At 68.6% G+C, this 26602-nt stretch carries 29 protein-coding genes; 17 read left to right on the plus strand and 12 right to left on the minus strand.

The annotated features are described in order from the left end of the window. The first annotated feature begins 12 nt into the window (after positions 1 to 12). The 6 genes from ACSVDD_RS03905 (at position 13) to ACSVDD_RS03930 (ending at position 5839) form a co-directional block, all read left to right on the plus strand. Positions 13 to 435, plus strand: a complete 423-nt coding sequence (locus ACSVDD_RS03905) for a dihydroneopterin aldolase (protein ID WP_448187969.1) — start codon at positions 13 to 15, stop codon at positions 433 to 435. Beyond that, complete coding sequence (locus tag ACSVDD_RS03910; protein ID WP_448187970.1) at positions 432 to 1067, plus strand: amino acid kinase family protein; 636 nt, start codon at positions 432 to 434, stop codon at positions 1065 to 1067. The genes ACSVDD_RS03905 and ACSVDD_RS03910 overlap by 4 nt, the downstream gene beginning before the upstream one ends. Continuing rightward, the gene (locus ACSVDD_RS03915) at positions 1060 to 2463 is read left to right on the plus strand and encodes a DUF6513 domain-containing protein (RefSeq protein ID WP_448187971.1); all 1404 of its coding nucleotides are present in this window, start codon (positions 1060 to 1062) and stop codon (positions 2461 to 2463) included. The genes ACSVDD_RS03910 and ACSVDD_RS03915 overlap by 8 nt, the downstream gene beginning before the upstream one ends. Beyond that, entirely contained in the window at positions 2460 to 3038 is a 579-nt protein-coding gene (locus ACSVDD_RS03920) for a DUF447 domain-containing protein (protein WP_448187972.1), read from the plus strand. Before ACSVDD_RS03915 ends, ACSVDD_RS03920 begins: the two co-directional genes overlap by 4 nt. Continuing rightward, positions 3035 to 3736 carry a (5-formylfuran-3-yl)methyl phosphate synthase gene (locus ACSVDD_RS03925; RefSeq protein ID WP_448187973.1) on the plus strand — a complete coding sequence of 234 codons (702 nt, stop codon included), beginning with the start codon at positions 3035 to 3037 and terminating at the stop codon, positions 3734 to 3736. The genes ACSVDD_RS03920 and ACSVDD_RS03925 overlap by 4 nt, the downstream gene beginning before the upstream one ends. Positions 3737 to 3967: 231 nt before the next feature. After that, complete coding sequence (locus ACSVDD_RS03930) at positions 3968 to 5839, plus strand: acyltransferase family protein (RefSeq protein ID WP_448187974.1); 1872 nt, start codon at positions 3968 to 3970, stop codon at positions 5837 to 5839. 115 nt (positions 5840 to 5954) lie between these two features. On the opposite strand, the gene ACSVDD_RS03935 is transcribed toward ACSVDD_RS03930, so the two are convergent. The 11 genes from ACSVDD_RS03935 to ACSVDD_RS03985 form a co-directional block, all read right to left on the minus strand. Then, complete coding sequence (locus ACSVDD_RS03935; protein WP_448187975.1) at positions 5955 to 6356, minus strand: hypothetical protein; 402 nt, start codon at positions 6354 to 6356, stop codon at positions 5955 to 5957. A 66-nt stretch (positions 6357 to 6422) separates the two neighbouring features. Next, complete coding sequence (locus tag ACSVDD_RS03940) at positions 6423 to 6608, minus strand: hypothetical protein (protein WP_448187976.1); 186 nt, start codon at positions 6606 to 6608, stop codon at positions 6423 to 6425. Between the two features lie 79 nt (positions 6609 to 6687). Continuing rightward, entirely contained in the window at positions 6688 to 7503 is an 816-nt protein-coding gene (gene pedC / locus ACSVDD_RS03945) for a lanthanide ABC transporter permease protein PedC (protein ID WP_448187977.1), read from the minus strand. Beyond that, positions 7500 to 8231 (minus strand): lanthanide ABC transporter ATP-binding protein PedB/LutE, encoded by a 732-nt coding sequence (gene pedB, locus ACSVDD_RS03950; protein ID WP_448187978.1) that lies wholly within the window; start codon positions 8229 to 8231, stop codon positions 7500 to 7502. The genes pedC and pedB overlap by 4 nt, the downstream gene beginning before the upstream one ends. Before the next feature lie 11 nt (positions 8232 to 8242). Next, positions 8243 to 9211: a PQQ-dependent catabolism-associated beta-propeller protein gene (locus ACSVDD_RS03955; RefSeq protein WP_448187979.1), complete on the minus strand. Its 969-nt coding sequence runs from the start codon at positions 9209 to 9211 to the stop codon at positions 8243 to 8245. A 24-nt stretch (positions 9212 to 9235) separates the two neighbouring features. Next, the gene (gene pedA1, locus ACSVDD_RS03960) at positions 9236 to 10426 is read right to left on the minus strand and encodes a lanthanide ABC transporter ABC transporter substrate-binding protein PedA1 (RefSeq protein ID WP_448187980.1); all 1191 of its coding nucleotides are present in this window, start codon (positions 10424 to 10426) and stop codon (positions 9236 to 9238) included. 55 nt (positions 10427 to 10481) lie between these two features. Then, a complete protein-coding gene (locus ACSVDD_RS03965; RefSeq protein ID WP_448187981.1) occupies positions 10482 to 11303 on the minus strand; it encodes a formylmethanofuran dehydrogenase subunit C in 822 nt (273 codons plus the stop codon). Continuing rightward, positions 11300 to 12199: a formylmethanofuran--tetrahydromethanopterin N-formyltransferase gene (gene fhcD, locus ACSVDD_RS03970; RefSeq protein ID WP_448187982.1), complete on the minus strand. Its 900-nt coding sequence runs from the start codon at positions 12197 to 12199 to the stop codon at positions 11300 to 11302. The genes ACSVDD_RS03965 and fhcD overlap by 4 nt, the downstream gene beginning before the upstream one ends. Then, positions 12199 to 13860 (minus strand): formylmethanofuran dehydrogenase subunit A, encoded by a 1662-nt coding sequence (locus tag ACSVDD_RS03975; protein WP_448187983.1) that lies wholly within the window; start codon positions 13858 to 13860, stop codon positions 12199 to 12201. Before ACSVDD_RS03975 ends, fhcD begins: the two co-directional genes overlap by 1 nt. After that, on the minus strand, positions 13854 to 15101 hold the full coding sequence (locus tag ACSVDD_RS03980; protein ID WP_448187984.1) for a formylmethanofuran dehydrogenase: 1248 nt from the start codon (positions 15099 to 15101) through the stop codon (positions 13854 to 13856). The genes ACSVDD_RS03975 and ACSVDD_RS03980 overlap by 7 nt, the downstream gene beginning before the upstream one ends. Before the next feature lie 20 nt (positions 15102 to 15121). Beyond that, positions 15122 to 15499, minus strand: a complete 378-nt coding sequence (locus ACSVDD_RS03985; RefSeq protein ID WP_448187985.1) for a 4a-hydroxytetrahydrobiopterin dehydratase — start codon at positions 15497 to 15499, stop codon at positions 15122 to 15124. Between the two features lie 134 nt (positions 15500 to 15633). Here ACSVDD_RS03985 and ACSVDD_RS03990 point away from each other — a divergent pair, with 134 nt between their 5' ends. From ACSVDD_RS03990 to fae, 7 genes are read left to right on the plus strand one after another with little or no spacing between them, the layout of a single operon-like run. Further along, the gene (locus ACSVDD_RS03990) at positions 15634 to 16629 is read left to right on the plus strand and encodes a beta-ribofuranosylaminobenzene 5'-phosphate synthase family protein (RefSeq protein ID WP_448187986.1); all 996 of its coding nucleotides are present in this window, start codon (positions 15634 to 15636) and stop codon (positions 16627 to 16629) included. Between the two features lie 15 nt (positions 16630 to 16644). After that, positions 16645 to 17541 carry an NAD(P)-dependent methylenetetrahydromethanopterin dehydrogenase gene (locus ACSVDD_RS03995; protein ID WP_448187987.1) on the plus strand — a complete coding sequence of 299 codons (897 nt, stop codon included), beginning with the start codon at positions 16645 to 16647 and terminating at the stop codon, positions 17539 to 17541. Beyond that, complete coding sequence (locus ACSVDD_RS04000) at positions 17516 to 18670, plus strand: ATP-grasp domain-containing protein (RefSeq protein ID WP_448187988.1); 1155 nt, start codon at positions 17516 to 17518, stop codon at positions 18668 to 18670. The genes ACSVDD_RS03995 and ACSVDD_RS04000 overlap by 26 nt, the downstream gene beginning before the upstream one ends. Continuing rightward, positions 18667 to 19632, plus strand: coding sequence for a methenyltetrahydromethanopterin cyclohydrolase (gene mch / locus ACSVDD_RS04005; RefSeq protein WP_448187989.1), 966 nt, complete (start codon positions 18667 to 18669; stop codon positions 19630 to 19632). Before ACSVDD_RS04000 ends, mch begins: the two co-directional genes overlap by 4 nt. Continuing rightward, the gene (locus ACSVDD_RS04010) at positions 19619 to 20551 is read left to right on the plus strand and encodes a RimK family alpha-L-glutamate ligase (RefSeq protein WP_448187990.1); all 933 of its coding nucleotides are present in this window, start codon (positions 19619 to 19621) and stop codon (positions 20549 to 20551) included. The genes mch and ACSVDD_RS04010 overlap by 14 nt, the downstream gene beginning before the upstream one ends. Continuing rightward, a complete protein-coding gene (locus tag ACSVDD_RS04015) occupies positions 20508 to 21389 on the plus strand; it encodes a triphosphoribosyl-dephospho-CoA synthase (RefSeq protein ID WP_448187991.1) in 882 nt (293 codons plus the stop codon). Before ACSVDD_RS04010 ends, ACSVDD_RS04015 begins: the two co-directional genes overlap by 44 nt. A 58-nt stretch (positions 21390 to 21447) precedes the next feature. Next, positions 21448 to 21975, plus strand: coding sequence for a formaldehyde-activating enzyme (gene fae / locus ACSVDD_RS04020; protein ID WP_448187992.1), 528 nt, complete (start codon positions 21448 to 21450; stop codon positions 21973 to 21975). A gap of 21 nt (positions 21976 to 21996) precedes the next feature. On the opposite strand, the gene ACSVDD_RS04025 is transcribed toward fae, so the two are convergent. Next, positions 21997 to 22704, minus strand: coding sequence for a HisA/HisF-related TIM barrel protein (locus ACSVDD_RS04025; RefSeq protein ID WP_448187993.1), 708 nt, complete (start codon positions 22702 to 22704; stop codon positions 21997 to 21999). A 34-nt stretch (positions 22705 to 22738) separates the two neighbouring features. Here ACSVDD_RS04025 and ACSVDD_RS04030 point away from each other — a divergent pair, with 34 nt between their 5' ends. From ACSVDD_RS04030 to ACSVDD_RS04045, 4 genes are all read left to right on the plus strand, one after another. Then, positions 22739 to 23737: an ATP-grasp domain-containing protein gene (locus tag ACSVDD_RS04030; protein ID WP_448187994.1), complete on the plus strand. Its 999-nt coding sequence runs from the start codon at positions 22739 to 22741 to the stop codon at positions 23735 to 23737. Beyond that, entirely contained in the window at positions 23719 to 24753 is a 1035-nt protein-coding gene (locus ACSVDD_RS04035; RefSeq protein WP_448187995.1) for a hydantoinase/oxoprolinase family protein, read from the plus strand. The genes ACSVDD_RS04030 and ACSVDD_RS04035 overlap by 19 nt, the downstream gene beginning before the upstream one ends. A gap of 179 nt (positions 24754 to 24932) precedes the next feature. Beyond that, positions 24933 to 25769, plus strand: coding sequence for a quinoprotein relay system zinc metallohydrolase 2 (locus tag ACSVDD_RS04040; protein WP_448187996.1), 837 nt, complete (start codon positions 24933 to 24935; stop codon positions 25767 to 25769). 14 nt (positions 25770 to 25783) lie between these two features. Then, on the plus strand, positions 25784 to 26599 hold the full coding sequence (locus tag ACSVDD_RS04045) for a quinoprotein dehydrogenase-associated SoxYZ-like carrier (RefSeq protein WP_448187997.1): 816 nt from the start codon (positions 25784 to 25786) through the stop codon (positions 26597 to 26599). Positions 26600 to 26602: the final 3 nt, after the last annotated feature.

Here is a 26602-nt window from a genome sequence, read left to right on the forward strand (position 1 = left end):
GAGGAGGATCGCGTGGCCGACGATGCTTTGCTGTCCTACGTGCCGTACCGCCCGGCGGCGAGCCGCACCCAGACCTACGACATCACGTTGCGCGACTATGTGGACCAGTTCCGCATCGGCGTCTGGGGCAGCGAGAAGGGGCGTCGTCAGCGCGTCCGCGTCAACGTCTGCCTGACCCTGCCCTGGCCCGAACAGCCCCTGACCGACGCGTTGGACGAGGTGCTGTCCTATGATTTCCTGATCGACGGCATCCGCGCCCTGCGCGACGCCGAGCACGTGCACCTCGTCGAGACGCTGGCCGACCGCATCCTCGCCCTGTGCTTCTCCGACCCGCGCGTGACCAAGGCGCGGGTGCAGGTCGAGAAACTCGACGTCGTCCCGGAGTCCGGCGGCGTGGGCGTGGTCCTCGAACGGTCCCGCCGCGAGGGCCAATGAGCACCCCGCCGCTCTGGGTGGTGAAGTTGGGCGGCAGTCTGTGGGGCGCACCGGAGCTGCGGTGCTGGCTGGATCTCCTGGCAACGGCGCGGGGTGTTCGGGTGGTCATCGTGCCCGGCGGCGGTCCGTTCGCCGATGCGGTGCGGGACGCGCAACCGAAGCTCGGGTTCGGCGAGCGCGCGGCGCACCGCATGGCCCTGCTCGCCATGGAGCAGTACGGCACGGCGCTCGCCGATCTGGAACCCCGGCTGACGCCGGCCCATACGGTGAACGAACTGCGCACCAGTCCCGCCGTCTGGATGCCGCTCCCCCTGGCCGAAACCGCCGGCGTCGCCGAGAGCTGGGACGTGACCTCGGACAGCTTGGCGGTCTGGCTTGCGGAAACGCTGGGCGCCGCGTGCGCGGTGCTGGTCAAGTCCGCCGCACTGCCGGACGCGCCCTCCTCCGTGGACCGCATGGCGGCGGACGGAATCGTCGATCCGGCGCTGCCGGGCCGGGTGGCCCGCTACGGGGGGAGCGTCTGGTGCGTCGCGCGGGCCGATCACCGGCGGTTCGCCGAGGCGCTGGAAACACGCACGCCCATGGGAACCCGACTGATCGGAACCCGCCTGACCGGGACGGTCCATGCCTGAGCACATCCTTTTCCTGACCGGCGAACTGGCCGAGCCTCGGTTGAAGCGGGTGCTCGACTCCCTGCAACCGCTCGATTTTCGGACCAGTGTGGTGAACCTCGGCGTCAAGGTCGCGGCGCTGGCGACGACCGAAATCGTGCTGCGACGGCTGAAATCGACCGAGGGGGCGGACCTCGTCCTGCTGCCGGGCCGGTTCCGCGGCGACCTCGACCGGCTGAGCGCGCATTTCGGCGTCCCCTTCGAACGCGGCCCCGACGAGTTGGAGGACCTGCCCCAGCACTTCAAGCGCCAAGCCGCGCCGGTGGACCTCAGCCGCTACCGCACCCGCATCTTCGCAGAGATCGTCGAGGCCCCGCTGCTGGACATCCCGGCCATCCTGGAACGCGCCGCCCGGTTCACCGCGGACGGCGCGGATGTGGTGGACCTCGGCTGCCTGCCGGACCACCCCTTCCCACATCTGGAGGACGCGGTGGCCGCCCTGCGCGCCGCCGGCCACAGCGTCAGCGTCGACTCCCTGGACCCGCAAGACCTGCTGCGCGGCGCGCGGGCCGGCGCCTCCTACCTGCTGAGCCTGACCGAGGCGACGGCGTGGGTCGCCCGCGAGACCGACGCCGTGCCCGTGGTGATCCCCACCACGCCCAACGACCTCCCGTCGCTGTACCGGGCGGTGGAGGCGATCCGAAGCGAGGGCCGCCGCTGCATCGCCGACCCGATCCTGGAGCCGATCCACTACGGCTTCACCGACTCCCTGCTGCGCTACCGCGAGGTCCGGGCGCGCCATCCCGACCTGGAGATCCTGATGGGCATCGGCAACGTGACCGAACTGACCGACGCCGACACGCCGGGAATGACCGCGCTGCTCATGGGGGTCATTTCCGAACTGAACATCGACCATGTCCTGACAGTGCAGGTCAGCCCGCACTGTCGCCGGACCATCCACGAGTTCGACCGGGCGCGCCGGCAGTTCCTCGCCGCGCGGGAAGCCGGCGCCCGGCCGCAGGGGTTCGGCGACGCGCTGCTCTGCCTGCGCGACCGCAAGCCGTTCGTCAGCACGCCGGAACAGGTCGCCGCTCTCGCCGCCCAGATCCGCGACCCCAACTACCGGATCGAAGTCACCGAACAGGGCATCCACCTCTACAACCGCGACGGCCACCACGTGGCAGAAGACCCCTTCGCGCTGTACCCGCGCATCGACGCGCGCGGCGATCTGGGGCACGCCTTCTACCTCGGCGTCGAGTTGGGCCGCGCGCAGATCGCCTGGCAGCTCGGCAAACGCTACACCCAGGACAACGAGCTGCGCTGGGGGGCCGCGGTGGACCGGCCGGCGGAGGACAGCTCGGGGTTCCACGCCGCCGGGACGACACGGCCGGCGATGCCGGGGAGCACCACGCCGTGACCTTCATCCGCGAGACGATCATCACGAGCTGCGATGCAGCGGGGGCCGTCCACATCGCCCCCATGGGCGCCACGGTGACCGAGACCGGTTACATGCTGGCCCCCTTCCGCCCGTCCCGCACGCTCGACAATCTGCTCGCCACGCGGTGCGCGGTGGTCAACTTTGCCGACGACGTCCGGGTGTTCGCCGGCTGCGTGACCGGGCGTCGGCGCCAGTGGCCGACCGAACCGGCGCAGCGCATCCGCGGGGCCGTGCTCGCCGGGGCGCTGGCGCACGAAGAGGTCGAGGTCGTCGCCGTCGAGGACGACGGCGTGCGCCCGCGCCTGGACTGCCGGCCGGTGCACCTCGTCAGCCACCGCCCGTTCCGCGGCTTCAACCGGGCGCAGGCGGCGGTGGTCGAGGGGGCGATCCTGGTCAGCCGCCTGCACCTCCTGCCGGCCGACAAGATCGACCGCGAGGTGGAGTACCTGTCCATCGCCATCGACAAGACCGCCGGCCCGATCGAGCTGGAGGCCTGGGGCTGGCTGATCGACCGCATCGCCGAACACCGCGCCGGCACGGAGAGCGCGGCATGACCCGGCTGCTGGCCAGCGTCGCCACTCTGGAGGAACTCGCCCTGGCCGCGGAGGGCGGTGCCGACTTCCTCGATCTCAAGGACCCCGCGTCCGGTGCGCTCGGTGCCTGGGCGCTGGAGCGGATCGCCACGGCGGTCGCGGTGACCCGCTCATGGCCGGTGCTCCCGCCGTTGAGCGCCACCATCGGCGACCGGCCGATGCAGCCCGCGGCGGTGGCGGCCCGTGTCGCCGAAACGCGGGCTTGCGGTGTCGATTACGTGAAGATCGGCCTGCTTCCCGAAGGCGACCCGGCCGGCTGCCTCGCGGCGTTGGCCCCCGAGGCGCGGCAGGGCACCCGGCTCGTCGCCGTGCTGTTCGCCGATCTGTGGCCGGATGCCCGTCTGCTGAGCGACATCGCGCGGGCCGGCTTTGCCGGCGCGATGCTCGACACCGCCGGGAAGAGCGGCGGCGGGCTGCTCCGGCACAAGACCATATACGAGGTGGCGCGGTTCGTGGACGAGGCGCGCGCCCTCGGCCTGCTGACGGGGCTCGCCGGTTCGCTGACCCTGGCGGACGTTCCGCTGCTGCTGCGGCTCGCCCCGGATTACCTCGGCTTCCGCACGGCCCTGTGCGTCGGCGGGGAGCGGGGCGGCGCTCTGGACCCGGCCGCCCTGGCCTCCGTCCGCTCCGCCATTTCCGACCTCACCGCCGTCCGTTAAGGCCTTGGGAGGGCGATGCCGAAGGGACCAAGCCAGCCGAAGCCACGCTCTCAAAGCTCAGCGGCAATTTTCATCGCCGCGCCAAGGGTTGCCGTTGAAGCTTTGAATGGGATATAGGACTTCGGGTGCGGCCATTCGTCGACGTTTTTCGGCCGCTGGAACATCCAGAAAAATCGCGGCTTTCCACAGATAAACACGACACGTCGGAACACGCCGCCAAAGGAGTGGCGCTTGAATTACAGAAACGATATTGATGGACTTCGCGCCATCGCGGTTATTTCCATAACGATTTTTCACATAAATCCCTCCGCTCTTCCAGGCGGATTTATTGGCGTTGACGTATTTTTCGTTATATCCGGATATCTCATAATCGGATTAATTCAAAGAGCTCTCATTGACGATGATTTTTTGTTCATGGATTTTTATGCAAAAAGAGTGAGAAGAATTTTTCCGGCAGCCTTCGCCATGCTCGGCGCCGTGTGCATCGCGGCGTACAACTTGCTTCTTCCCAGCGAGATCGTAAATCTGTCAAGAAGCGTTATGAGTTCAGCATTATATTATTCAAATATATACTTCTATCACCATATCGACTATTTTCATATCGCTTCATTCGAGCCATTGCTGCACACATGGTCGCTCGCGGTGGAGGAGCAATTCTACCTCGTGATGCCGATCGCCACGTATTTTGTGTTTAGATTTTTGCGCAGAAACACCCTCGCGCTTCTTTTGGCTGTCTGTTTGGTGTCGTATGGCGTCAACGAGTTCTGGGTGAACTCGGAAGCCAAAAATGCCGCATTCTATTTGATGCCTGCCCGTATGTGGCAATTCTGCATTGGCGGTATTGTAGCCATTGTTCCGAGACCACGCTTGGCGACGAGCGTCGAAACGCTTGCCTCGATGATTGCGACCGCCGGCATCCTGGCAAGTTGCTGGTTCATTACGGAGAAGATGCCATTTCCCGGAACGCTCGCCTTGCTTCCGACGCTTTGCACGGCTCTGTTGCTGTTTTTCGGCCAAAGCCGGCAAACCTTTGTGGGGCGTGCCTTGAGCCTGCCGCCGATGCGATTCTTCGGCAAAATTTCGTACTCGATGTACCTGTTCCATTGGCCGATAATCGTATTCTACAGAATGGCCGCATCTCCAAATCCGACCTTGAGCGAGCAGATCGGCTTGTTCGCGGCATCGACCGCAGCGGGCGCATTGTCTTACATCATGATTGAAGTCCCGACGCGCCACATCAAGATCACCAGGCGTGCGGGCCGGCTGATCGCCGGCGGCTTGGCCGCATCCGTGGCTTTTGCGGGATTGGGAAGAGTTGCGATTGTGAACCGAGGGCTGCCCGAAAGGCTGCCGGCGAATGTCCAGAACACCGTGAGCTACCTTGACTATTCAGAAGAACGTTGGCGCCGGGGCGTTTGTTTCCTGTACGACAAATCCAAGAGCGTCGACGACTTCGACCCGGCTCGTTGCATAAAAACCAACGCGGAAAAGCCCAACATCCTCCTGTTCGGCGACAGCCATGCGGCCCACTATTATCCCGCCATCGAACGCATCCTGAAAGACTACAACATCTCGCAGGTAACCACAGCGGGATGCCGCCCCGTGTTCCCCCCGCCAGGATCAAACTATTGCTACGACTTGGTCACGCGGGCGTTGAAAGACTACATTCCGAACCTTCATTTCGACGCCATCATCATGTCCGGCCTGTGGTTCGAAACCGACATACCTGAACTGAACAGGACGATTGAATACATTTCCGCCCACACAAAGCAGGTCTATGTGTTCGGCCCATCGATGAGATACAGCCAGAAGCTACCTCGCCTTTTGGCTTCATCATACCTTTCCGGTCGCGGCGGAAAACTGTTCTTTGAGAATATGTATTACGATCCCGTCAAAAATTTGGACAAAAAAATGAAACAAACCATCAACAAAAAGGCGCATTACATATCGACGATTGATATTATTTGCCCAAATAGAAAATGCGTCACCGAGATCGCCAACGAACCGGCGAATTTTGATGACAGCCACTTGACGGAAGGCGGAGCGGCGTTCGTTCTCCAACATATGCTCGAGTCTGAAGACATCGGCGCCATCATACGATGACGACCAATCCCGTCGCATCTGTTGGCGGGCTGAACCAGACGAACCCTGTTTGCCGGTTGGCGGCATTACAAACGCTGGAGGCCGTCTGGCTCATCCCCTCGAGTGCCGCCGGCCCTTACTGCCCGGAGCCCTGCCCCTGCTTCGGCTTGCCGTTGGCACCTTCCGCCGAGCCGGCGCCGCCCTGAGTGACGGTGCCGCCGCCGATGGCGCCCTGCCGCTGACCGGCTAGCGTGTTGTCGGGAAGAGTCCCTGTCGGCGCAGCGGCCGAGGAACCAGACGTTCCGCTCTGCTCGCCGGTCTGGGGAGCCTTTCCACCGGTCGCGGCGCCCTGCCGCTGGCCGGCCAGTGAATTATCGGGAAGGGTACCGGTGGTCGAACTCGACCCCTGAGTGCCCGTGCTGCCCGAGGTTGACGATTGGGCAGCCGCCGGCAACGCCGCGAAGGCCAAGCCAAGGGCCAGCACGGACGTGATGGATGCGCTGCGCAGATCCCGCATGGGAATTTCCTCCAGTTTCATGTTGGGAGGCTCGGCATGAACGCGCAAGCCTCCCAGCACTCAACAGGCGAAGCGCCCGTTAATCCCTCAACGCACATCCTTCGCGCGCTTGTTCTGCTCGGACGCTTCGCCCATGCGGCCGATTTCGTCCTTGGCCTGCTCGTCCTTCTTAGCGTCGTGTGCTTCGTCCTTCTTGAATTTCTGTTGGTCGCCGAGGGCGCTACTTCCACCACTGGTCTTGTTCTGCTGCTTCTTGTCGCGGTTGTCCGTCATGATGCTTTCCTCCACGTGTTCCTGCCCGGTCGGGACAGGTCCACTTCCGTCAACCGGACGAGCGGAGGTGCGGTTCCGGTCAGCCCTGCTCCGCTGGCCCGCCGCGGCGAGCCCAGAAGCCCCGGCCGGGGTCGTAGGCCATGATCGCCCCCCCCAGGAACACGACCAGCGACGCCGACACGGCCAGCAGCGCCGTGGTATCGAGTTGCAGGTACAGCGCGAAGCGGATCAACTCGACGGCGTGGGTGAACGGGTTGAGTTCGGCGACCCGCGCCAGGATCGGGCTGCCCTCGCGGATGCGCCACAGCGGATAGAGGGCGGAGGAGGCGAAGAACATCGGGAAGATGACGAAGTTCATCACACCCGCGAAGTTCTCCAACTGCTTGATGAAGGACGACAGCAGCAGGCCGACCGCCCCCAGCATCAGCCCGCTCAGCACCAGCGCCGGCAGCACCGCGAGGTAGCCGAGCGGCGGCGGCTGGAAATCCCAGAACCACGCAACGGCGATGAAGACGTAGGCCTGGGCGATGGACACCAGCACGCCGGCCAGCAGCTTGCACACCAGCAGGTACCAGCGCGGCAGCGGGCTGACCAGCAGGGTCTTCATGCTGCCCATCTCGCGGTCGTAGACCATGGAAAGCGAACTCTGCATGCCGTTGAACAGCTGAATCATGCCGATCAGGCCCGGCACCACGTACTCCTCATAGAGGATGTACGTCTCGTAGGGTGGAATGATCGACAGCCCGAGCACCGCCCGGAAGCCCACCGCGAAGATGGCGAGCCAGACCAGCGGCCGCACCAGCGCCGCGAAGAAGCGCTCGCGCTGGTGCACGAAGCGCAGGCCCTCGCGGACGATGACGCTGCGCAGGCAGCGCCAGCACAGCAGCAGGTTCATCGCGCCCCCCCGGTCAGCATCCCGAACGCGTGCCCCAGCGTGCCGGCACCGGCCGTGGCGCACACGTCCGCCACCAGCCCGGACGCGAGGACCCGTCCGCGGTGCAGAACCACGACGCCGTCCTCCGGCCGCGCCTCGTCGATCAGGTGGGTGGCCCAAAGCACGGCAAGCCCGCGCTCCCGGCAGAGGTCGTGCACGTGGTCCAGCACCTGCCGGCGCAGTTCGACGTCCAGCCCGACCGTTGGTTCATCGAGCAGCAGCAGGCTCGGCCGGTGGAGCAGCGCGCGGGCGATCTCGACGCGCCGCCGCTGCCCGCCGGACAGCGTGCGCACCCGCTCGTCGGCGCGGTCGGCAAGGCCGATGCGCGCCAGTTCCTCGCGCGCACTCTCCTCGATCCGCGCCGCCGACAAGCCATGCAGGCCGCCGTGGTAGCGCAGGTTCTGCATAACCGTCAGGTCGGGGTCGAGGGTCGGCTGCTGGAACACCACGCCGATGCGCGCCAGCGCCTGCGTGGGCTGGCGGCGCATGTCGAAGCCGAACACCCGGATGCTGCCGTTCCGCGTGTTGTACAGCCGTGTTATCAGCGAAAAGAGCGTCGTCTTGCCCGCCCCATTGAGGCCCAGCAGCACGACGAAGCGTCCGGCCGGGATGGCAAAGGAAACGTCGTCCAGCGCCTTGCGCTCCCCGAAACTGTGGCTCACCCGCTCCACGTCGAGGACGGCCGTCACCGTGCCGTCCCTCACGGCTTGACGATCACGCCCCACGGCGCGCCGCCGACGGCAATCGACTTGATGACCCGGCCACGGTCCATGTCCAGCACGGACACGTCGTTGCTGACGCCGTTCGTTGTGTAGAGGCGCTTTTCGTCCGGCGACAGCGCCAGGTTCCAGACGCGCTGGCCGACGAGGTGGTAGCGCATGACCTCGTAGGTCCTGGCGTCGATCTCGGCGACCCGGTTGGCGGGGCCGAGAGCGACGAAGGCCCGCTGGCCGTCGCTGGTCATCTGGACGCCGACCGGCTGAATCGCCTCGCGCGGGACGCCCTGAACGGCGAAGCTGATCTTATGGACGAGCTTGCGGGTCGCCATGTCGATGACGCTGACCGTCCCGCCGACCTCCGACGACACCCAGACGAACCGTGTGTCGGGAGTGAATCGCGCCACCCGCGGGCGCGCGTCCACCAGCACGTTGTCGGTGATCTTGTGCGACGCCGTGTCGATGAAGTGCGCCATGTTCGTGGTTTCCGACGTGGTTACCAGGGTCTTGCCGTCGGGGCTGATCCCCATGCCTTCCGGCTCGACCCCCACCTGGATCTCGTCGACGATCTTCTTTGCGTCGGTGTCGAGCACCGACACCATGTTGTCGTTCTCGTTGGCGACGTAGAGCAGGCGCCCTTCCGGCTCCAGGACGAACAGCTCCGGGTCGGGACCGGACGGCAGGCGGTCGACCAATTTCTGCGTTGCCAGATCAACCACGTCGATCCGGTTGTCGTCGCCGACGCAGACGAAGATACGCGTCATGTCCCGGTTGAAGGTGATGCCGCGGGGGCGGCGCCCGACCTTGATGGTGCCGACCACCTGCATCTTGCCGCCGTCCACCACGGAGATCGTGTTGCTCTTCTCGTTGGACACATAAAGCGTATCGGCCTGGGCAGGTTGAATGACGGCAAGGCCCAGCGCTGCCAGCACGGCCCCCCTGACGATCCACATGGCGCGGCCCTCCCCTTTTTGTTGTCAGTGGTTCCGGCATTTGCTTTCGGGCCGGTCGTCGCCGAGCGTGTCGAGTTCCGAGAACTGGTGCAGAAAGCCCGGCTGCGGCGACACCGAGACGAGCATGCGCGGCCCGGCGAGCAGCACGGGCTGGCGCAACTGGCCGTCCCACTCACGGAACGTCAGCCCCTGCCCCTTGAACGCCGGCAGGGAGAAATCCGGCCCGCGGATGAAGGCCGCCAGCACCACCGGATCGGCGGAGCGGGTGCGCGTCGCCGCCTCGCCCACGGCGCGGAGCGCCATCCAGGCCGTGTAGTCGCGGGGCCGCATCCAGCGTCCAGCCTGCCGCTCGAAGCGGCTGTGCAGTTGCGTCGCCCCCCATTGCTCATGCACGCGCGACCACGCGGTCGGCACCAACCCTTGCGTGCCGGCCACCGGACGGGGCAGCCATGTGCGATAGGGAAGGTACTCGCCGAACTCGTCCGCCTCGTCCGCGGCGACCAGAACGTCGTACTCGCGGCTCTGCGTGAAGGTGGGGATTTCCGTTTGCAAGGTGACGTGGCCGGTGTCCGTCCGCCGGTTGGAATCTTCAAAAGTCCAGGTCTTCTCCTCGACGATCCGGGCGCCAAAGCGCTTGGCTGCGCGGCGCAGCGCGTCGGCGAAGGCCACATCCTCCGGCGTGCGCCCGACCACCAGCAGCCAGTTCGACCAGCGCCGCAGCGCCAGATACTGCGCCAGCCCATCGGCCAGCATGCGGCGGCTGGGCGTCATGTGCAGGATGTTGGCGCGGCAGCGCTCGTTGCGCAGATCGTCGTCGGAGGCGCGGGTGTTGAAGATCAGCATGTCCCGCGCCTCCGCCGTCGCCGCGGCGGCGAGCAGCGCGTCGGCCTTGAGGTCGGCGACGAGCAGTCGAATTCCTTGGCCGGCAAGGCTGCGCACGGCGTCCTCGACGCTGCCGTCGATGGGGACGGTCACCTCGACCAGTTCGAAACGCTGGTCGAGGAAGCGTCCGGTCGTGTTGTCGTCGGCGATGCCGAGCCGGGCGCCCTGTACCCCTTCGTCCTCGGCCACCGGTTCGAGGAAGGTCAGGGGAATCCGCGGCTCCTCCGCCACGGTCAGGTAGGCGATGCGGATCACCATCGGATCGGCGCCCCATGCGGGAGGCCCGAGCAGCAGCGTGCCGGCGACGATCAGCAGGCGGATCATCCTCCCCATGAGGCTTCATTCCCTTGCGATGCCCTCCAGATCTGGCATCGCGGCGGCGTCCAAGCTACGTCTCCGAAAGGATGAGCACTTCTCCGACACCCCCGACCGAACGGTCGCCGAGCAGCCGGCGGGCGCGGGTCCCCGCGGCCGGGAACCCCACCGGCCACGCGCCGGCCGCCGCGAGATCCCGCCGCAGGAGTTCCAGGAACAGCCAGTCGTTCGTCCCGCCATCCTCGAAGCCGGCCGGCAGCGGAGCCGGCGCCTGCAACAGCAGGATGCTGCCCCGGCGCATCGACATGCCGAGCCCCGGCCCGCACCCGCCGCCAACGGTAATGGTGCCGGCGATCATCCGGGCGCCGCACAGCCCGCCGACCCGTCCCTGAACGGCGATCAGGCCGCGCCGCATCCGCTCGCCCACGCGGTCCCCGGCGTTGCCGCCGACGATGACGGAGCCGCCGCTCATGCCGCGCGGGCTGCCGGCCTGCGGCGCGCCCAGGAAATCCCCCGCGTCGCCTGCGATGCGCATCAGCCCACCGGCCATCTCAGCCGCCGCGAAGGCGCCGCACGAACCCTCGACGATGAGCGTGCCGCCGCGCATCCCACGTCCGGCGTAGGCCCCGCAGTTGCCCTCCACAAGGATCTCGCCCGCCGCCATGCCCGCCCCCACCCCGTCGAGCACGGCGCCGCCGGAGCGCAGTATCAGCGTGCCGGGCGGGCCGCCGGGCTGGAGTTCCAGCAGTTCGTCCAACCGATGGCGCTCCCTGCCGCGGATCAGGGGCAGCGCGGCCACGGCGGCGGTGCCCTCGGCCAGCCGGTCCGGCAGCACGCCGGCCACGTCGATGGGCGGGCCGGCAGGCTCGCGGACGGTGAGGATGAGGCCGCTCATGCCATCACCTCGTGCAAATGGAACTGGTAGCGCCCCAGCTTGCCGCCGTAGTTGCCGGCGGTCACCGCCACGACGCCGGCCGCAGCCCCCAGACCGACCACGGCGCCGATCCCGGCGCGCATGGCGGCGCCCACGGCCTCCGGCCCAACGCCGTCGATCACCAGTTCGAGGATGCTCTCCACCGTCTCCGGCACCAGCGACGCGGTCACGGCGTGCCGCAGGGTCGGGCAGAAGGCGGTGTTGGTGGAGGCGATCATGCCCTTGTACTTGGCGCCGATCTTGGAGCCGGAGCGCACCACCCCGCCGGGGAACGGCAGGATGGCGCCGGGCACCTCGCGGATCGCCATGACCGCCGCCTGCGCCGCCGCCAGCGCGGCGTTGCGGTCCGCCGCCAGGAGGATGAAATTGCCGCCGCCGACGCCCTCCACCACGGCGGTGGTCGCCTCGCACAGGAACTCGCCGTCCATGACCGGGATGCGCCAGTAGCGCCGGCCGCCGATCCGCTTGGCGATCTGCCAACCGTCGCCGAAATAGCGCAGGCTGTTGCCGAGCGGGATCGCCGTGCCCTCCCGCAAGCCCGCGTAGCAGGCCGACCCCGGCGAGGTCATCACGCACTGCCCGACGCGCCGCACGACCTGCATCGCCAACTCGTCCCTGGATATGGAGAACAGCAGCACCGCCGCACCCGGACGTCCGTCAGGCGTCTCGTCGGGCGGCAGCAGGCGCTCGACCGCCGCTTCGCAGCCGCAGCCGATCACCGACGTGGCGAAGCCCGTCATGCTGACCGCCGCCGCCTGCACCCACACCGGCGTGTCGGCGGTGACGATCAGCCGCGTGCCCAACATGGGAAACGCCTCGGCGAAGGTCTCCTCGATGTGGACGCCATTGAGCTTCATCAGAACGCCCCCGGCTGGCAGGCGTGGCGGACCAAGCCGTTTCCGCCGCGGATCTCGTCCTCGCCGATGCGGAAGTGCGCCAGCCGCTGGCCCATGCGCTGGTCGAAATGGCGGGCGATCCGCGCCTCGATGGCGGGGTCGTAGGCGGGCTCCACCACATGGGTGCGGCCCCGCGCCAGCGCCACCACCACGCCGTCGCGGACGATCAGCCGGCCGTCCTTGAAGACGAGCTCCGGTTTCTCGAACATGGCGCACCGGTCCGGCCGGTCGGTGTAGACCGTGATGTCCGCCGCCCCCCCCGGCCCGAGGTGCCCGCGGTCGGACAGGCCGAGGATGCGCGCGGGCGCCGCGCGGGTCATGGTGGCGATCTCGCCCAGAGAGTACTCGCGCGTCAGCGAGCCGAGGATGGTGTGCTTCGGCAGAGCCGGGTGCAGTTCCGCCATTTTGGCCAGCCGGTAATCGCGATCCATCAGCAGCCGGATCAGCTCGGGATAGCTGGTGAACGGGCCGCCGTTGGGGTGGTCGGTGGTGAGGAAGACGCGCCAGGGATCGTCGATCAGCAGGAACAGCTCCAGCCCGATCGCCCATTGCAGCGCGTTGACGAACGCCTTGTCGCGGTAGCGGAAGGGCACGACGCCGCAGCCGGCGTCGCACTCGATGTCCATCATCACCCACTTCTTCGGGTGCGAGAGCTTGGTGTTGCCCATCTGCGCCATGGTGTCGGCGGACGCGGTGACCGTCTGCCCGAACATGATCTGCCCGACATCGACGGAGATGTTCGGCCGGCGGTTGACCGCCTCCGCCACCTGCGCGGCGGCGGAGGAAAAGCGCCGGTCGCCCTCGGCGCCATAGGCGTGGAACTGCACGTGGGTGAGGTGCAGCCGCAGCCCGTCCACCGCCGCAATGCTGTCGAGCGTCGCCTCTACATTGCCGGGAACGCCTAGGTTGAAGCCGTGCAGGTGCAGCGGGTGGGGAATACCGAGGCGCTGCACGGCCGCCGCCAGCGCGGTGAGGATGCGGCGCGGCGTGATCGCGTGGAAGGGGCCGGTCTCGTCCACGTTCAGGCGGCGCTGGTTGTACTTGAAGGCGTTGATGCCGCCGGGGTTCACCGCCTTGACGGCAAGGCTGCGCGTGGCGTTCAGCATCCAGCCGACGTAATCGGCCACAGCCTCCTCCCCGGCCCCCGAAGCCAGCAGGTCGAGCAGCAGATCGTCGTTGCCCAGCACCAGATAGCCGCCGGTGTCGATCAACGGAATGTCGGCCATCTCCAGATGCGCGTGGCGGGCGTTGCTTGGCAGCATGGCCGGCTCGAAGGCCGCCGTGTAGCCCATCTGCGCGTACCGGCAGCCGGTCACGTGGGTGGACGGGCTGGCGACGCCGCCGCCGCAGCGGCACAGCCCCTCGGCCTGCACGGGGGACGCGCGGTGCTCTTCGGCCATCAGCAGGCGCGCGATGTTGACCTTGCCGCCGGCGATGTGGCTGTGAATGTCGATGGCGCCGGCCATCACCACCTTGCCGGACAGATCGTGCGTCTCGTCGGGGACCGCTCCGGGACCGGGGTCGGCGACGATCCGCCCGTCCTGGACGAACAAATCGCCCACCGCCCCGTCGCGGCCATTGGCGGGATCGTAGACGCGGCCCTGGGCAAGCTTCATCAGCATGCGGCCTCCAGTGCGGCGGTTATGGCGTTCAGCACGTGGGCGACATCCGGCAGCCCGCGGTCGATAAGACGGCCGGTGCGCAGCGCGACCACCGTATCTCCGCGGAACACGTGGCCGGGATGGTCGATGCCCGGCGTGCCGACAGGGATGAACAATGCCGGTTCTTCGGTGAACGTCGTGCCCGGCGGAGCCAGGACGATGACCGGCTTGCCCGCCGGAAACGCGGGTACTTCCGCCCGGAAGGCGCTGATCCACAGAACAACGTCCGCCGTGTCGATGAACCGCTCCCAGGCGAAGCGGTAGGGGTCGTGCACCGGCACGCCGCCGGCCAGCGATGTGCGCAGCGGTACGCCGAACTGCCACGTGCAGACCTGATTGGCGCCGACCACATTGTCGTGCCCGGTCAGCGGCAGCCCGGCGCAGCGGGTGTGGCGGTTCACGTCCTGCACCAGACGCACCAGCCGCTCCACCGTCAGGTCGGCGTGCGGCCCATCGAAGCCGGCCGCCGCCCACGCCACCACGGCGTAGCGGGCCTTCCCCAGGCGCTCCGCCAGCGCCGCGATGTCGGGCGCCGCATGGGACGGGTCCGTCAGCGCCGCCGACAGCGCCGCCGCCACCTCCCCGACCGGTGCGCCGTCGCCGGGAAGCACGGTGACCGGCAGCCCCGCCAGCGCGGCCCGCGTGCTGTCCAGCGGTTCGCCGCACAGGAACACCACCTCGCGCGTCGCGGGCTCCTGAAAGGCCGGCGGGGGTGTCACCCAGCGCTCGTACAGGCGCGGGTGGAACGCCGCCGGGTCGGGTCCGGCCACCACCAGCAGATCGCAGCGGTTGCGCAGTTCGGCGAAGGTCGTGGCGATCCAGCCCGTGCGCTGAAGCACCGCCAGATTCCGGTACAGCCCCTCGGAGTGGACATGATCCACCACTGCGCCGACACGCTCGGCAAGCGCCAGGGCGGCGCGCACGCCGTCCACGTCAGCACCCAGGCCGGCGATCAGCGGCGCATCGCTCGCGCCCAGCGCCTTGGCCGCCGCCTGCACCGCCGCATCCAACGCAACGGCGTTGCCGCCAACCCGCGGCGGTTCGGCCGGATCGGTGCGGGCAAAGCCGGCGCGCGCGATCGGGCAATCGGTGGACTCCACCGCCAGACCGTTCGGCTCGGCCCTGACCGTCAGGTCATCGCAGCCGAGACCGCAAAACGGACACACGACGTCACGTTGGTTCGCCATGGTGGGGGTCGCCATGGTTCAACCTTCAATAACCGTCAATCGTACCTGATGTAGGCGAACCGCTGATCGTCGCGCGGAGTTCCCTCCAGCGCGCCGCCTTCAAGGCCGGGCTGCCATTGGACGACCTCCTCGATCTTGCGGGCGAGCTGGAAATCCTTGTCGGTGATCCCCTTGGCGGTGTGCGTCATCAACCGCACCTCGACCCAGGCGTAGGAGACGGTGAGGTCGGGATGGTGCCACGCGGCCTCGGCCAAGTGGCCGACCGTGTTGACCACCATGAGCGTGCCCTTCCAACTGTTCGTCTTGTATTTCCGCCGGATCCAACCGCCTTTGAGACGCCAGCGCGGCAGTATCCGTTTCAGACGCTCTTCAACCTCCGCGTCCGAATAGGTGATTTCCCGCACTTCCTCCATGTCTTCCTCCCAGAAGAGACGGACCGCCCAATGCACCGAAAGGGGTATATACTATTGGGACGGGGTATTTTTTTAATGCAACATTATCATGTCAAGAAAAGCGACGCAACTTTCCTTAAACAGAAGAGGTTCTCATGCCTCGCGGCGTCGATTACTTAGGGGAGGTGCGGGTCACCGCGCCCGCCCGGCTGCATCTGGGCTTCGTCGACATGAACGGCTGCCTGGGGCGGCGGTTCGGCAGCCTCGGGCTGACTCTCGACGGCATCGCCACCACCATCCGCGCCCGCCCCGCCGACCGCCTGCGCGCGGTTGGCCCCTCGGCCGAGCGGGCATTGCGCGCCGCGCAGGCGCTGTGCGGCCGCTTCGGCTGGCCGGAGTGCGCCGAGCTGACGGTGGAAGAGGCCATTCCCGAACACGTCGGCCTCGGCTCGGGCACGCAGCTAGGGCTGGCGGTCGGCACGGCGCTGGGGCATCTGTACGGCCACCCCCTGCCGGTGCGCACGCTCGCCGCAGAGTTGGAGCGCGGCGCGCGCTCCGGCATCGGCATCGGCGCGTTCGAAAACGGCGGCGTCATTCTGGACGGCGGACGCGGCCCCGGCGAGGCGCCGCCGCCCATCGTCGCCCGCCTGCCCTTTCCAGAGCATTGGCGCGTCCTGCTGATCCTGCACCGCGACGGCCAAGGGCTGCACGGCGGAGCCGAGGCGCAGGCGTTCCAGGCGCTGCCGCCCTTCCCGGCGGAGCGGGCCGGGCATCTCTGCCGGCTGATGGTCATGGCGGCGCTGCCGGCCCTTGCCGAAGCGGACGCCGAGATTTTCGGACGGGCGGTCGGTGAACTGCAACGCACGGTGGGCGACCACTTCGCCCCGGTCCAGGGGGGCCGCTTCACCAGCCCGCAGGTCGCCGACGCCCTCGCCTGGCTGGAGGCCGAAGGCATTCCCGGCGTTGGCCAGAGTTCCTGGGGCCCCACGGGTTTCGCCATCATCGGCGACGCGGAGCGCGCGACGGCCCTGCAGATCACGGCGAAGCGCCGGTGGAAGGGGACCGCGCTGGAGTTCCAACTGTGCCGCGGGCGCAACGACGGCGCGGTGGTGGAAACGGCCGCCAGCCGCGCGACATTGCCGACGAACTGAACGGGGAGGCACACGATGGCTGCACCCTACGTCCTGCACATGCTGACGCCGCTGAAGCACGTCAGCGCGTTCGACGTGAACATGGCCGCCGATGCCGGCATCACGACCCTGTTCCCCTACACGGGCGTGGAGCTTGCCGAGGTCACCGGCATCACCCAGGACGCCATGTTCTCCCGCGATCCGGCCAACGCCGCGCGGACCGGGCTGTTCATCGGCGGGCGCGACGCGCTGCTGGCGCTGGACATGATGGACGCCGCGCGCAAGGCCATGTTCCCGCCCTTTACCATCTCCGTCATGGTCGATCCGGCGGGGGCCTTCACCACGGCCGGCGCGCTGGTCGCCGTCGTCGAGCGGGCGTTGCGCCGCTCCCGGCCCGAGGGGATCAAGGGGCTGAACGCTCAGGTCTACGGTGCGACCGGCGTGGTCGGCGGGACAGCGGCGGTCATCGCCGCGCTGGCCGGCGCGCGGGTCACCCTGGTCAGCCACCGCGGCCTGTCGGGGGTGGAGCCCAAGGCCGCCGAGTTCCACCGGCGCTTCGGGGTCGAACTCGCCTGCGCCGACGCCCCCGACGACGCGGCCAAGGAGACGCTGCTGGCGGACGCCGAGGTGGTGTTCGCCTGCGGGCGCGCCGGCATGCAGATCCTATCGGCACAGCAGCTCGGCAAGGCCGGCCGGCTGCTGGCGGCGGCGGACGTCAACGCGGTGCCGCCATCGGGGATCGAAGGGATCGCCGCCAAGGACGACGGCGCGCCCTTGCCGGGCGGACGCGGCGTCGGCATCGGCGCGCTGGCGGTCGGCAACGTCAAGTTCCGGGTCCAGCACGCCCTGCTGCAACGCCTCGCCGATGCGGACAAGGCGGTGTACCTCGACTTCCGCGATGCCTACGATGCCGCCCGCGAACACGCCGGCTGAGCGCCCGCCGGCCGAGCGCCCGGATGTGGTCGTCGCGGCGCTGTCCGCGCGCGCCCTCGCCGCCGCCGCGCGGCGGGCGGGCCGAACTCCCGCGGCCATCGACCTGTTCGGCGACGGCGACACCCGGTCCCTCGCAAAGCCCAGCATCCGGCTGCCGCACATGGACACCGCCACCATGCTGGAGGCCCTGGCGCGGCCGGAACTGCGCGGCGCGCCGCTGGTGTACGGTGCCGGCTTCGAGGACGATCCGGCACGGCTGGCGCGCATCGCCGCCGAGCGGCCGGTGCTGGGCAATGCGGCTGACGTGGTCGCCCGCGCAAAGGACCCGTTCGCCTTTGCCGCGCTGCTGGACCGGCTGGGTATCCCGCATCCCGAGGTGGCGCGGACGGTGGCCGGCCCAGCCGATGGATACCTGCTGAAGCGCATGGGCGGCAGCGGCGGCACCCACATCGCCGTCGCCGCGGACGGGATCGCTCCGCCGGGATGCTACTTTCAGCGCCGCACAGCCGGCCATCCGGTGTCGGTTCTCTTCCTCGCCAACGGGCATCGGGCTGCGGTGGTCGGGCTGAGTCGGCAATGGACCGCGCCCGCACCGGGCAAACCCTACCGCTACGGCGGCGCCGCCGGGCCATTGCGCCTGCCTGCACGGCTGAGCGGGTTGCTGTCCGGCATGGTGGCCCGCCTGACGGCGGCGCTCGGGCTGGTCGGGCTCAACAGCGCCGATTTCCTGCTGGCCGGACGGACCCTCCAACTGCTGGAAATCAACCCCCGGCTGGGCGCGTCGCTGGATGTCTTCGATCACGAGCCGATGCCGCCCCTGTTCGGTCTTCACCTGAACGCCTGCGCCGGCCGGCTGCCTGAAAGGCTGCCGGCGCACCGGGGGTGCCGGGCGGCGGCGGTGCTGTACGCGGATGTCCCCACGCTGGTTGGACACGATATCCGTTGGCCGGTCTGGATTGCGGATCGTCCTTCGGCGCCGGCCTGCATCGAGAGCGGAGAGCCGGTCTGCACGGTGCTGGCGGACGGCGCCGGCGTCGGGTCGGCGCGGCGCATGGTGGAACGGCGGCAGATGCAGATGGCGGCCAGCCTGGAACCGGCCAGCCTGGAACCGATGGAGATGCGAGCATGAGCGCAGACACACGCCCCAGTCTGGCGGCACTTTCGGCACCGCTGGTCGAGCGCCTGGTCGCCGACGCCACCGTGCTCCGCCTCGGGATCGAGCGGGTCGGGGGAGCCTGCGTCGTCGATGGCGGAATCCGCCATCCGGGCGGCCTGGAGGCCGGGCGGCGGATCGCGGCGTTGTGCATGGGCGGCCTCGGCAAGGTCCAACTGGGTCCGGTGACCGGCACGCCGGGGTGGCCGTTCGGCGTCACGGTCCACAGCGCACAGCCGGTGCTCGCGTGCCTCGGCAGCCAGTACGCCGGGTGGAGCCTCAGCCACGGCAATTTCTTCGCCTTGGGCTCCGGGCCGGGCCGCGCGCTGGCGCGGCAGGAGACGCTGTTCGACGACATCGGCTATCGGGATGTGGCGGAGTCCGCCGCGTTCGTCCTGGAGGTGGACAAGGCGCCCCCCGCCGAACTGGTCGCCCACATCGCCACCACCTGCGGCATCGCCGCGGACACCCTCACGCTGGTGCTCACCCCGACCCAGAGCCTCGCCGGCACGGTGCAGGTGGTGGCGCGGGTGCTGGAGGTGGCGCTGCACAAGGTGCATGCCCTCGGCTTCCCGCTCGACCGCATCGTCGACGGCATCGGCATGGCGCCACTTCCGCCGCCGGGCGGCGGCTTCCTGACCGCCATGGGACGCACCAACGACGCGATCCTCTACGGCGGCACGGTGCAGTTGCACGTCACCGGCCCGGACGCCGAGGCGGAGTATCTCGCGAAGCGCCTGCCGTCGTCCGCCTCGCGCGACCATGGCCGGCCGTTCGCCGACGTGTTCGCCGCGGTGAAGGGCGATTTCTACGCCATCGATTCCATGCTGTTCAGCCCGGCCCGCGTGACCGTCACCGCGCTCGACAGCGGGCGCAGCTTCCATGCCGGAACGCTGGCACCCGAACTGGTGGAGCGCTCATTTGATGATGTCCGCTGAGCGCACCGCCCTCATCCTCACGGAGCGGCCGGACTGGCACACGCCCAGGCTCGTGCGGGCCATCGAGAAGCGCGGCCTGCCCTGCCGCTGCGTCTCGCTGCGGGCGTGCGGGATCGCCGCGGGGCACACCGCCACCGGGCTGCTGATCCCCGGCTTCGACGATGCGCTGCCCGCCGGGGTGTTCGTCCGCTCCGTGGGCCAGGGCAGCTTCGAGCAGGTGACGCTGTGCCTCAGCGTGCTCCACGCGCTGCGGGAGCTGGGGGTGCCGGTCTGCAACGACGCCCGCGCCGTCGAGCGTTGCGTGGACAAAAGCATGACGAGCTTCCTGCTGGCCCGCGCCGGCCTGCCGACCCCGCCGACGCTCGCCACGCAAAGCGCCAACGCGGCGCGCCTGGAACTGGCCAGCCGGCCCGATCAGGTGCTGAAGCCGCTGTTCGGCGCGCAGGGCCGCGGACTGGTGCGGCTGAGCGGACCGGAGGCGCTGCCCGAGGCCGAAGCGGTCGCCGGGGTGTACTATTTGCAACCCTTCATTCCGCCTCGGACGGCGGATGGCTGGCAGGATCGGCGGGTGTTCGTCGTCGGCGACCGCGCCGTCGCCGCCATGAACCGCCATGGCCGCACCTGGATCACCAACGTCCACCAAGGAGCATCCTGCGAGCCGGCGCCCGCCGACGACGAGCCGGCGGACCTCGCCGTCCGCGCCGCAGCGGTGGTCGGCGCCGCCTATGCCGGTGTCGACCTCATCCAGGACCGCGAAGGACGCTGGCTGGTGCTGGAGGTCAACAGCATGCCGGCGTGGCAGGGGCTCCAGCGCGTCGCCCCGGTCGACATCGCCGATGTCCTGGCGAGGGACTTCGTGGAGCGGGTGAACCAGCATGCAGGCCCCAACCATGCAAAACTGGGCGCCCTGCCCGCCTGACCCGGCGTCCGGCGTTGCCGGCACCTATCTGGCCGCATGTCAGACGGAGTTGCGCGCCCTGAAGCCCGGCAACGTCCACATCCACGCCGCCGGGCACGGGATGACCGTCGATCAGTTCCTGATCAGTGCCGAGGTGACGGCTCCGATCCTCGCACGCCCAGGATTGACGGTCGGCGAACGCATCCATGAGGCCGTCGCCGCAACGCGGGCGTCCGTGGGCTGCAACACCAACCTCGGCATCATCCTGCTGGCGGCCCCGCTGGCCCAGGCCGCGTTGTCCGCCGATGCCGGCACGCTGCGCGACCGGTTGCGGGGGGTGCTTTCGGACCTCACCGTGGCCGACGCGGAACGGACGTTCCGCGCCATCGCACTGGCCGCACCGGCGGGACTGGGACGGGTCGAGGAGCACGACGTACACGCCCCGGCAACGGTGACGCTGCTGGCCGCCATGCGCGAGGCGCAGGAGCGCGACCGGATCGCCCGGCAGTACGCGACGGACTATGCGGACATCTTCGAATCCGGCGTTCCGTACCTGCGACAGGCGATGGACGCCGGGGCAAGCTGCGTGGAAGCGGCGGAACTTCTGTACCTTGAGTTGCTTGCAACGGTCCCTGACAGCCATGTCATCCGAAAATACGGGGTAGACGCGGCTGAACGGTTACGCCAACGCGCGTCCGAGTTGAGGGAAAAATCAGAGGCCGGGCGCGCTTTCAAGCTAACGCGAACGCGCCTGGGGGAATTGGACCGGGAACTCAAATACAATGGCGTAAATCCAGGCACCACCGCCGACATTGTTGTGGGCTGTCTGTTTACCCACTGGCTGATGCACCCGTCTTAGCAGCCCGCAATAATCGACGCGATCCAGAAGCAACGCAGCAAAGAAAGGGAGACCGGTCATGGCCATGTGGGGAGGATCATCCACAAAGATCAACCGTGTGCTCGTCGGCGAATCGTTGGTCGGTGAGGGCAACGAGGTCGCGCACATCGATCTGATCATGGGACCGCGCGGCAGCGCCGTGGAAACCGCGTTCTGCAACGCGTTGACCAACAACAAGGACGGCTTCACGTCCCTCCTGGCCGTGGTCGCGCCCAACCTGCAATGCAAGCCGTCCACCATTCTGTTCAACAAGGTCACCATCAAGGGCGCCGAGCAGGCGGTGCAGATGTTCGGCCCCGCCCAGCACGCGGTGGCCAAGGCGGTTGCCGACTGCGTGGCGGAAGGCACCATTCCGCAGGAAGAAGTGGACAACATCTTCATCTGCGTCGGTGTTTTCATTCATTGGGAAGCCAAGGACAACGCCAAGATCCAGGAATACAACTACCGCGCCACCAAGGAATCCATCGAACGCGCGGTCAGCGGCTATCCGACGGCCCAGGATCTGATGAGCCAGAAGGACAAGGTCAAACACCCCTTCGCCGCATAAGGGTGCCGCGTGAGGGGAGCGTCAGCGGATCAGGGTTTCCAGATCCGCACGGCCGATCCGGCCGTCGTGCAGCGCCGTTGCCACCAGGGCACCGGCGCTGCCGTGCGCTGCAAGGTCCTTGAGGTCGCCGCCGTCGCGCACGCCACCGGCGGCGAACAGATCGGCCCGCGGCATGGCGTGGCGCACCTCGGCCAGACGGCTCCGGTCCGGCCCTTCGCCGGCCCCGACACGGGCGAGCGTCATGACGATGATCCGTTGCGGCCAGAGGTCGGTGCGGCGCAGGAGATCGGGCGGCCCAACGAAGCGGTCGCGAAAATCGAGCGACAGGACGATGTGCCGCCACGCGGGCTCCGCCTTCAACGCTTCCAGTGGCTCGCCCCCGGCAAGGCTCTCGCTGCCGAGCACCGCGTCGCCGATGCCCAGCGCCACGAAATCGCGGACCGGCTCCGCTTCCCGAAAGCCGGCGTCCACCCACAAGCCGACCTCCGGGAAGGCCTCCTTCAGCCGGAACAAGGCGGCCCGGTTGTCCCCCGTCCCCTCGATGGCGTCGAGGTCGGCCACATAGATGGTCCGAAACGGAAACAGGCCGAGGATGCCGCGAACCACCGCCACCGGCTCGTTGCCGATGCACAGCGACGAGCGCAGCGGAGGGTACCGGCCGCGGTCCCCGCGGCGGGCATGGACCACGCCGCCGTCGCGAAGGTCGAGCACGGGTATGACCTGGAACATCCCTACCTCCTGAACACGGCATGGGGAGCACGGCATGCGTATCCTGGTCTGCGAATTCGTGACGGGCGGCGGTATGCCGCCGGACCGGCCCATCCCCGCCGGCCTCGCCCACGAAGGCGACCTGATGCTGCGCGCCCTGGTGGACGATTTGCTGGAGGTGCCGGGCGTGGAATTGCTGGTCACCCGCGATGCCCGCTTGGCGCCGCTCACGCAGCGCGTCCACAGCATAGCGGTCACGGACCCGCAGGAGTCCTGGGCTCTTTGGGAGGATCTCACCCGGACGGTGGATGCCGTGTGGCCGATCGCCCCGGAAACCGGGGGGGCGCTTGAACGGCTCAGCCGTTTGGTCCAATCCGCCGGCTGCCGCCTGCTCAACAGCCGTGCCGACGCGGTGCGCCTCACGGCAAGCAAGGCGGCGACGGCCGCCGCCCTTGCCGCGGCGGGGGTGCCGGTCGTGCCGGTCTGGCCTGTCGGGGGCGATCCGCCGGGCGACGGCCCCTGGGTCGTCAAACCCGACGACGGAGCGGGCTGCGTGGACACGGGATTGCTGCGCGACCGTGGGGAGTGGGCGCGGTGGCGGGCCGCGGCGGACCGCAGCGGCTTCGTCGTCCAGCCCTTCGTCGCGGGTGCCCCCGCCAGCCTGTCGATGCTGTGCCGCGACGGTCGGGCGTGGCTGCTGACGGTGAACCGCCAGGACGTTGCGTTGGACGGCTCGACCTTCGTCTATCGCGGGGGCGTCGTCGGCGACCGGGCGGCCTCGCCCGAGTTGTCCGCCCTTGCCCAGGACGTCGCGAGGGCCATACCGGGGCTGTTCGGATACGTCGGCGTGGATTTCATCGCGACCGCCGGTGGGCCTGTGGTTCTGGAGGTCAACCCGCGCCTCACCACCTCCTATGTCGGTGTGCGGCGCGCCACCGGGATGAACGTCGCAGCGGCGGTGCTGGATCTGCCGCGCAAACCGCCCGCACCCGTGGACCGGGTCGGGCCGGTAGCGCTTCACCTGGAGGATTCGGCATGGAAAGCGGCGGTCTGATCGCCCTGGACATCGGCGGCGCCCATCTGAAAGCCGCTCTGTTCGACGAAGCCGGAACCTTGCGGGATCTCGTTCAGGAGCCGTGCGCGCTCTGGCAGGGGCTCGACCGGCTGGAGGCGGCGCTGTCGGCCGTCCTCTCCCGCTGGGGCACGCGGACGCGGGCCGTTGCGACCATGACCGGCGAACTGACCGATCTCTTCGACGACCGCGCGGACGGCGTGCGGAGCATCGTCGACACCACGCGCGCCGCCCTGCCCACCGCGGATCTGGAGGTCTTCGCCGGGCCGCTTGGCCTGATCCCGGCCGGTGCCGTGCCGGAGCACAGCGACGCGGCGGCCTCGGCCAACTGGTACGCGACCGCGCTGGTGGCCGCCATGGCCGGCGACGGCATCCTGCTCGACATCGGCAGCACCACCACCGACATCGTCCCCCTGGCGAACGGCGGCCCACGGCAGGCCGGCTACACCGATGCCGAGCGCCTGGACAGCGGCGAGTTGGTCTACACCGGCGTCGTGCGCACGCCGGTCATGGCGGTGGCCGGCGCGGTTCCCTTCGCCGGCCACCGGCGCGCGCTGATGGCGGAGCTGTTCGCCACCATGGCCGACGTGCACCGCCTGACCGGAACGCTGCCGGAAGACGCCGACCAGCACCCCACGGCGGACGGGCGCGACCGGGACACCACGGCCAGCGCCCGGCGCCTGCTGCGGATGGTGGGCGAGGATCTCGGGCCGGACACCCTCCCCGCCGCGCATCGGCTCGCCCGCCATCTGGCGGAGCGTCAGCTTCGGCAGATCGAGGACGCCCTCGATCAGGTGCTGTCGCGGGTTCCCTTCGCGGAGGACGCGGCGCTGGTCGGGGCTGGGGTCGGCCGATTCCTGGTCCGCCGTCTGGCCGAGCGGCAATGCCTGCCCTACCGCGACTTCGAGGCGCACTTGCCCGTGGCCGCGGAGCTTCGAGAACGCGTCGGCTGGTTTGCGCCGGCCGTCAGCGTCGGCTGGCTGGCCGTGCGCGGATGATATGCTGCGGCGCAGAACTACCTTCGGCGCATTGCTCCCCTGTTGAAGACGGACATATCCTTGATCGAGCAATGAAAAGGCCGGGAACAGCCTTGGCAGGCGTGCGCACTTGGTTTTGGATTTTCACGATTGCGGTCGGCGTTGGACCATCATGGACAGCACCGGCGCTGGCCGATGCTTTGTCCGTCGAGGAAGTGGCACCCGGTGTCTTCGTGCATGTCGGACGGTATGAGGAGACGGATTCGGCGAACCAGGGCGACATCGCCAATTGCGGATTCATCGTCGGCCGCGAAGCGGTCGCGGTGATCGACACCGGCGGCGGACCAGCCATCGGCCGGCGCCTGCGCGAGGCCGTCCGCATGCTGACGGACCGGCCGATCCGCTACGTCATCAACACCCACATGCACCCCGACCACGTGTTCGGCAATGGTGCGTTCGTGGCGGATGGAGCGGCCTTCGTGGGGCACCGCAACCTTCCGCCGGCCCTGATGGCGCGCAACGACCATTACCGGCGCGCGTTCGAAGAGGCTGTCGGCGCCGTGGAGGTCGTGCCGCCGACGCTCACCGTGTCCGACCGTCTGGAGATCGACCTCGGCCAGCGGGTGCTGGAACTGGTCGCACACCCGCCGGGTCACACGGACAACGACCTCACGGTGTTCGACCGGCAGACCGCGACCCTGTGGACCGGAGATCTGGTGTTCATGGAGCGCGCCCCGGCCATCGACGGCAGCGTGCTCGGCTGGCTGGAGGTGTTGACGGCGTTGTCGTCCGTGCCCGCGGCGCGCGCGGTTCCCGGCCACGGGCCGGCATCGGCGCCCTGGCCCGCGGCGGCGGCGGAGCTGCGCCACTACCTGGAGCGGATCGTCACCGAGGTCCGCGCCATCCAGAAGGCCGGCGGCACCATCCAGCGGGCCGTTGCCGAGGTCGCCCCCGACGAACGGACACGCTGGCAATTATTCGATGCCTATCACCCGCGCAACGTGACGGCGGCCTTCGCCGAGTTGGAATGGGAATGAGCAGGGAGGACGCGATGAGGACGCAGCACGCAACCGGGATCGCCGGCATGGCACTGGGGTTGGCTCTCCTCCTCCACAGCGGCGGCGCCCTGGCGGGGCCGAACGAGGACACCCGCTGGGAGGTGGTGCACGACATGTACTTCAACGGAAAGACCGTCGAGGACGCCGGAGCGCTGATCAGCATCGAGGCGCCGACGCGCGCCCAGGACGCGGCGCTGGTGCCGATCCGGCTCGCCACGTCGCCCGGCCCGGACATCCAGGTGAACACGATTCACCTCATCGTCGACAACAACCCGATTCCGCGGGCGGCGATCTTCCGCTTCCCCGACGGAGGCCCGCACGCCATCGACACGCGGCTTCGGGTCGATGCCTACACCAACATCACCGCCGTCGCCGAGACGAGCGACGGCCGGCTGCTCAAGACCACGCGGTTCGTCAAGGCGTCGGGCGGCTGCTCGGCCCCGGCGATGAAGAACGCCGAGGCGGCTGCCGGCCGTCTGGGCAAGATGAAGCTGAACCTGCCGGAAGCCATCGTTGCCGGGCAACCGATGACCGCGCAACTGCTGATCAGCCATCCCAACTACACAGGAATGCAGTACGACCAGATCAACCGCTACTACATCCCCGCCGACTACGTGAAGAGCATCGCCGTGCGCTACAACGGGGCGCCGGTTCTGGACGCCGAGACCGACATCTCGATGAGCGAGGACCCCAGCATCCACTTCTCGCTGGTGCCGGAGAAGACCGGCACGCTGGAGGTGACGGCGGAGGATTCCAAGGGGCGCGTCTTCAAGGAAAGCTGGCCGATCCGCGCCACGTCAGGCTCATGAGCG

It is taken from the genome of Azospirillum terrae, from assembly GCF_053470425.1.

What these genes read in the sequence shown, in the direction of transcription:
- ACSVDD_RS03925 (WP_448187973.1), top strand. Translation starts at nt 3,035, where the DNA reads ATGACCCGGCTGCTGGCCAGCGTCGCCACTCTGGAGGAACTCGCCCTG.
- ACSVDD_RS03940 (WP_448187976.1), bottom strand. Translation starts at nt 6,608, where the DNA reads ATGACGGACAACCGCGACAAGAAGCAGCAGAACAAGACCAGTGGTGGA.
- ACSVDD_RS04030 (WP_448187994.1), top strand. Translation starts at nt 22,739, where the DNA reads ATGCGTATCCTGGTCTGCGAATTCGTGACGGGCGGCGGTATGCCGCCG.
- ACSVDD_RS04010 (WP_448187990.1), top strand. Translation starts at nt 19,619, where the DNA reads ATGATGTCCGCTGAGCGCACCGCCCTCATCCTCACGGAGCGGCCGGAC.
- ACSVDD_RS03980 (WP_448187984.1), bottom strand. Translation starts at nt 15,101, where the DNA reads ATGGCGACCCCCACCATGGCGAACCAACGTGACGTCGTGTGTCCGTTT.
- ACSVDD_RS03995 (WP_448187987.1), top strand. Translation starts at nt 16,645, where the DNA reads ATGGCTGCACCCTACGTCCTGCACATGCTGACGCCGCTGAAGCACGTC.
- ACSVDD_RS04045 (WP_448187997.1), top strand. Translation starts at nt 25,784, where the DNA reads ATGAGGACGCAGCACGCAACCGGGATCGCCGGCATGGCACTGGGGTTG.
- ACSVDD_RS04000 (WP_448187988.1), top strand. Translation starts at nt 17,516, where the DNA reads ATGCCGCCCGCGAACACGCCGGCTGAGCGCCCGCCGGCCGAGCGCCCG.
- ACSVDD_RS03965 (WP_448187981.1), bottom strand. Translation starts at nt 11,303, where the DNA reads ATGAGCGGCCTCATCCTCACCGTCCGCGAGCCTGCCGGCCCGCCCATC.
- ACSVDD_RS03985 (WP_448187985.1), bottom strand. Translation starts at nt 15,499, where the DNA reads ATGGAGGAAGTGCGGGAAATCACCTATTCGGACGCGGAGGTTGAAGAG.
- ACSVDD_RS03910 (WP_448187970.1), top strand. Translation starts at nt 432, where the DNA reads ATGAGCACCCCGCCGCTCTGGGTGGTGAAGTTGGGCGGCAGTCTGTGG.
- ACSVDD_RS03990 (WP_448187986.1), top strand. Translation starts at nt 15,634, where the DNA reads ATGCCTCGCGGCGTCGATTACTTAGGGGAGGTGCGGGTCACCGCGCCC.
- ACSVDD_RS03955 (WP_448187979.1), bottom strand. Translation starts at nt 9,211, where the DNA reads ATGTGGATCGTCAGGGGGGCCGTGCTGGCAGCGCTGGGCCTTGCCGTC.
- pedA1 (WP_448187980.1), bottom strand. Translation starts at nt 10,426, where the DNA reads ATGGGGAGGATGATCCGCCTGCTGATCGTCGCCGGCACGCTGCTGCTC.
- ACSVDD_RS03915 (WP_448187971.1), top strand. Translation starts at nt 1,060, where the DNA reads ATGCCTGAGCACATCCTTTTCCTGACCGGCGAACTGGCCGAGCCTCGG.
- ACSVDD_RS03935 (WP_448187975.1), bottom strand. Translation starts at nt 6,356, where the DNA reads ATGAAACTGGAGGAAATTCCCATGCGGGATCTGCGCAGCGCATCCATC.
- fae (WP_448187992.1), top strand. Translation starts at nt 21,448, where the DNA reads ATGGCCATGTGGGGAGGATCATCCACAAAGATCAACCGTGTGCTCGTC.
- ACSVDD_RS04025 (WP_448187993.1), bottom strand. Translation starts at nt 22,704, where the DNA reads ATGTTCCAGGTCATACCCGTGCTCGACCTTCGCGACGGCGGCGTGGTC.
- ACSVDD_RS04015 (WP_448187991.1), top strand. Translation starts at nt 20,508, where the DNA reads ATGCAGGCCCCAACCATGCAAAACTGGGCGCCCTGCCCGCCTGACCCG.
- fhcD (WP_448187982.1), bottom strand. Translation starts at nt 12,199, where the DNA reads ATGAAGCTCAATGGCGTCCACATCGAGGAGACCTTCGCCGAGGCGTTT.
- mch (WP_448187989.1), top strand. Translation starts at nt 18,667, where the DNA reads ATGAGCGCAGACACACGCCCCAGTCTGGCGGCACTTTCGGCACCGCTG.
- pedC (WP_448187977.1), bottom strand. Translation starts at nt 7,503, where the DNA reads ATGAACCTGCTGCTGTGCTGGCGCTGCCTGCGCAGCGTCATCGTCCGC.
- ACSVDD_RS03975 (WP_448187983.1), bottom strand. Translation starts at nt 13,860, where the DNA reads ATGCTGATGAAGCTTGCCCAGGGCCGCGTCTACGATCCCGCCAATGGC.
- ACSVDD_RS04035 (WP_448187995.1), top strand. Translation starts at nt 23,719, where the DNA reads ATGGAAAGCGGCGGTCTGATCGCCCTGGACATCGGCGGCGCCCATCTG.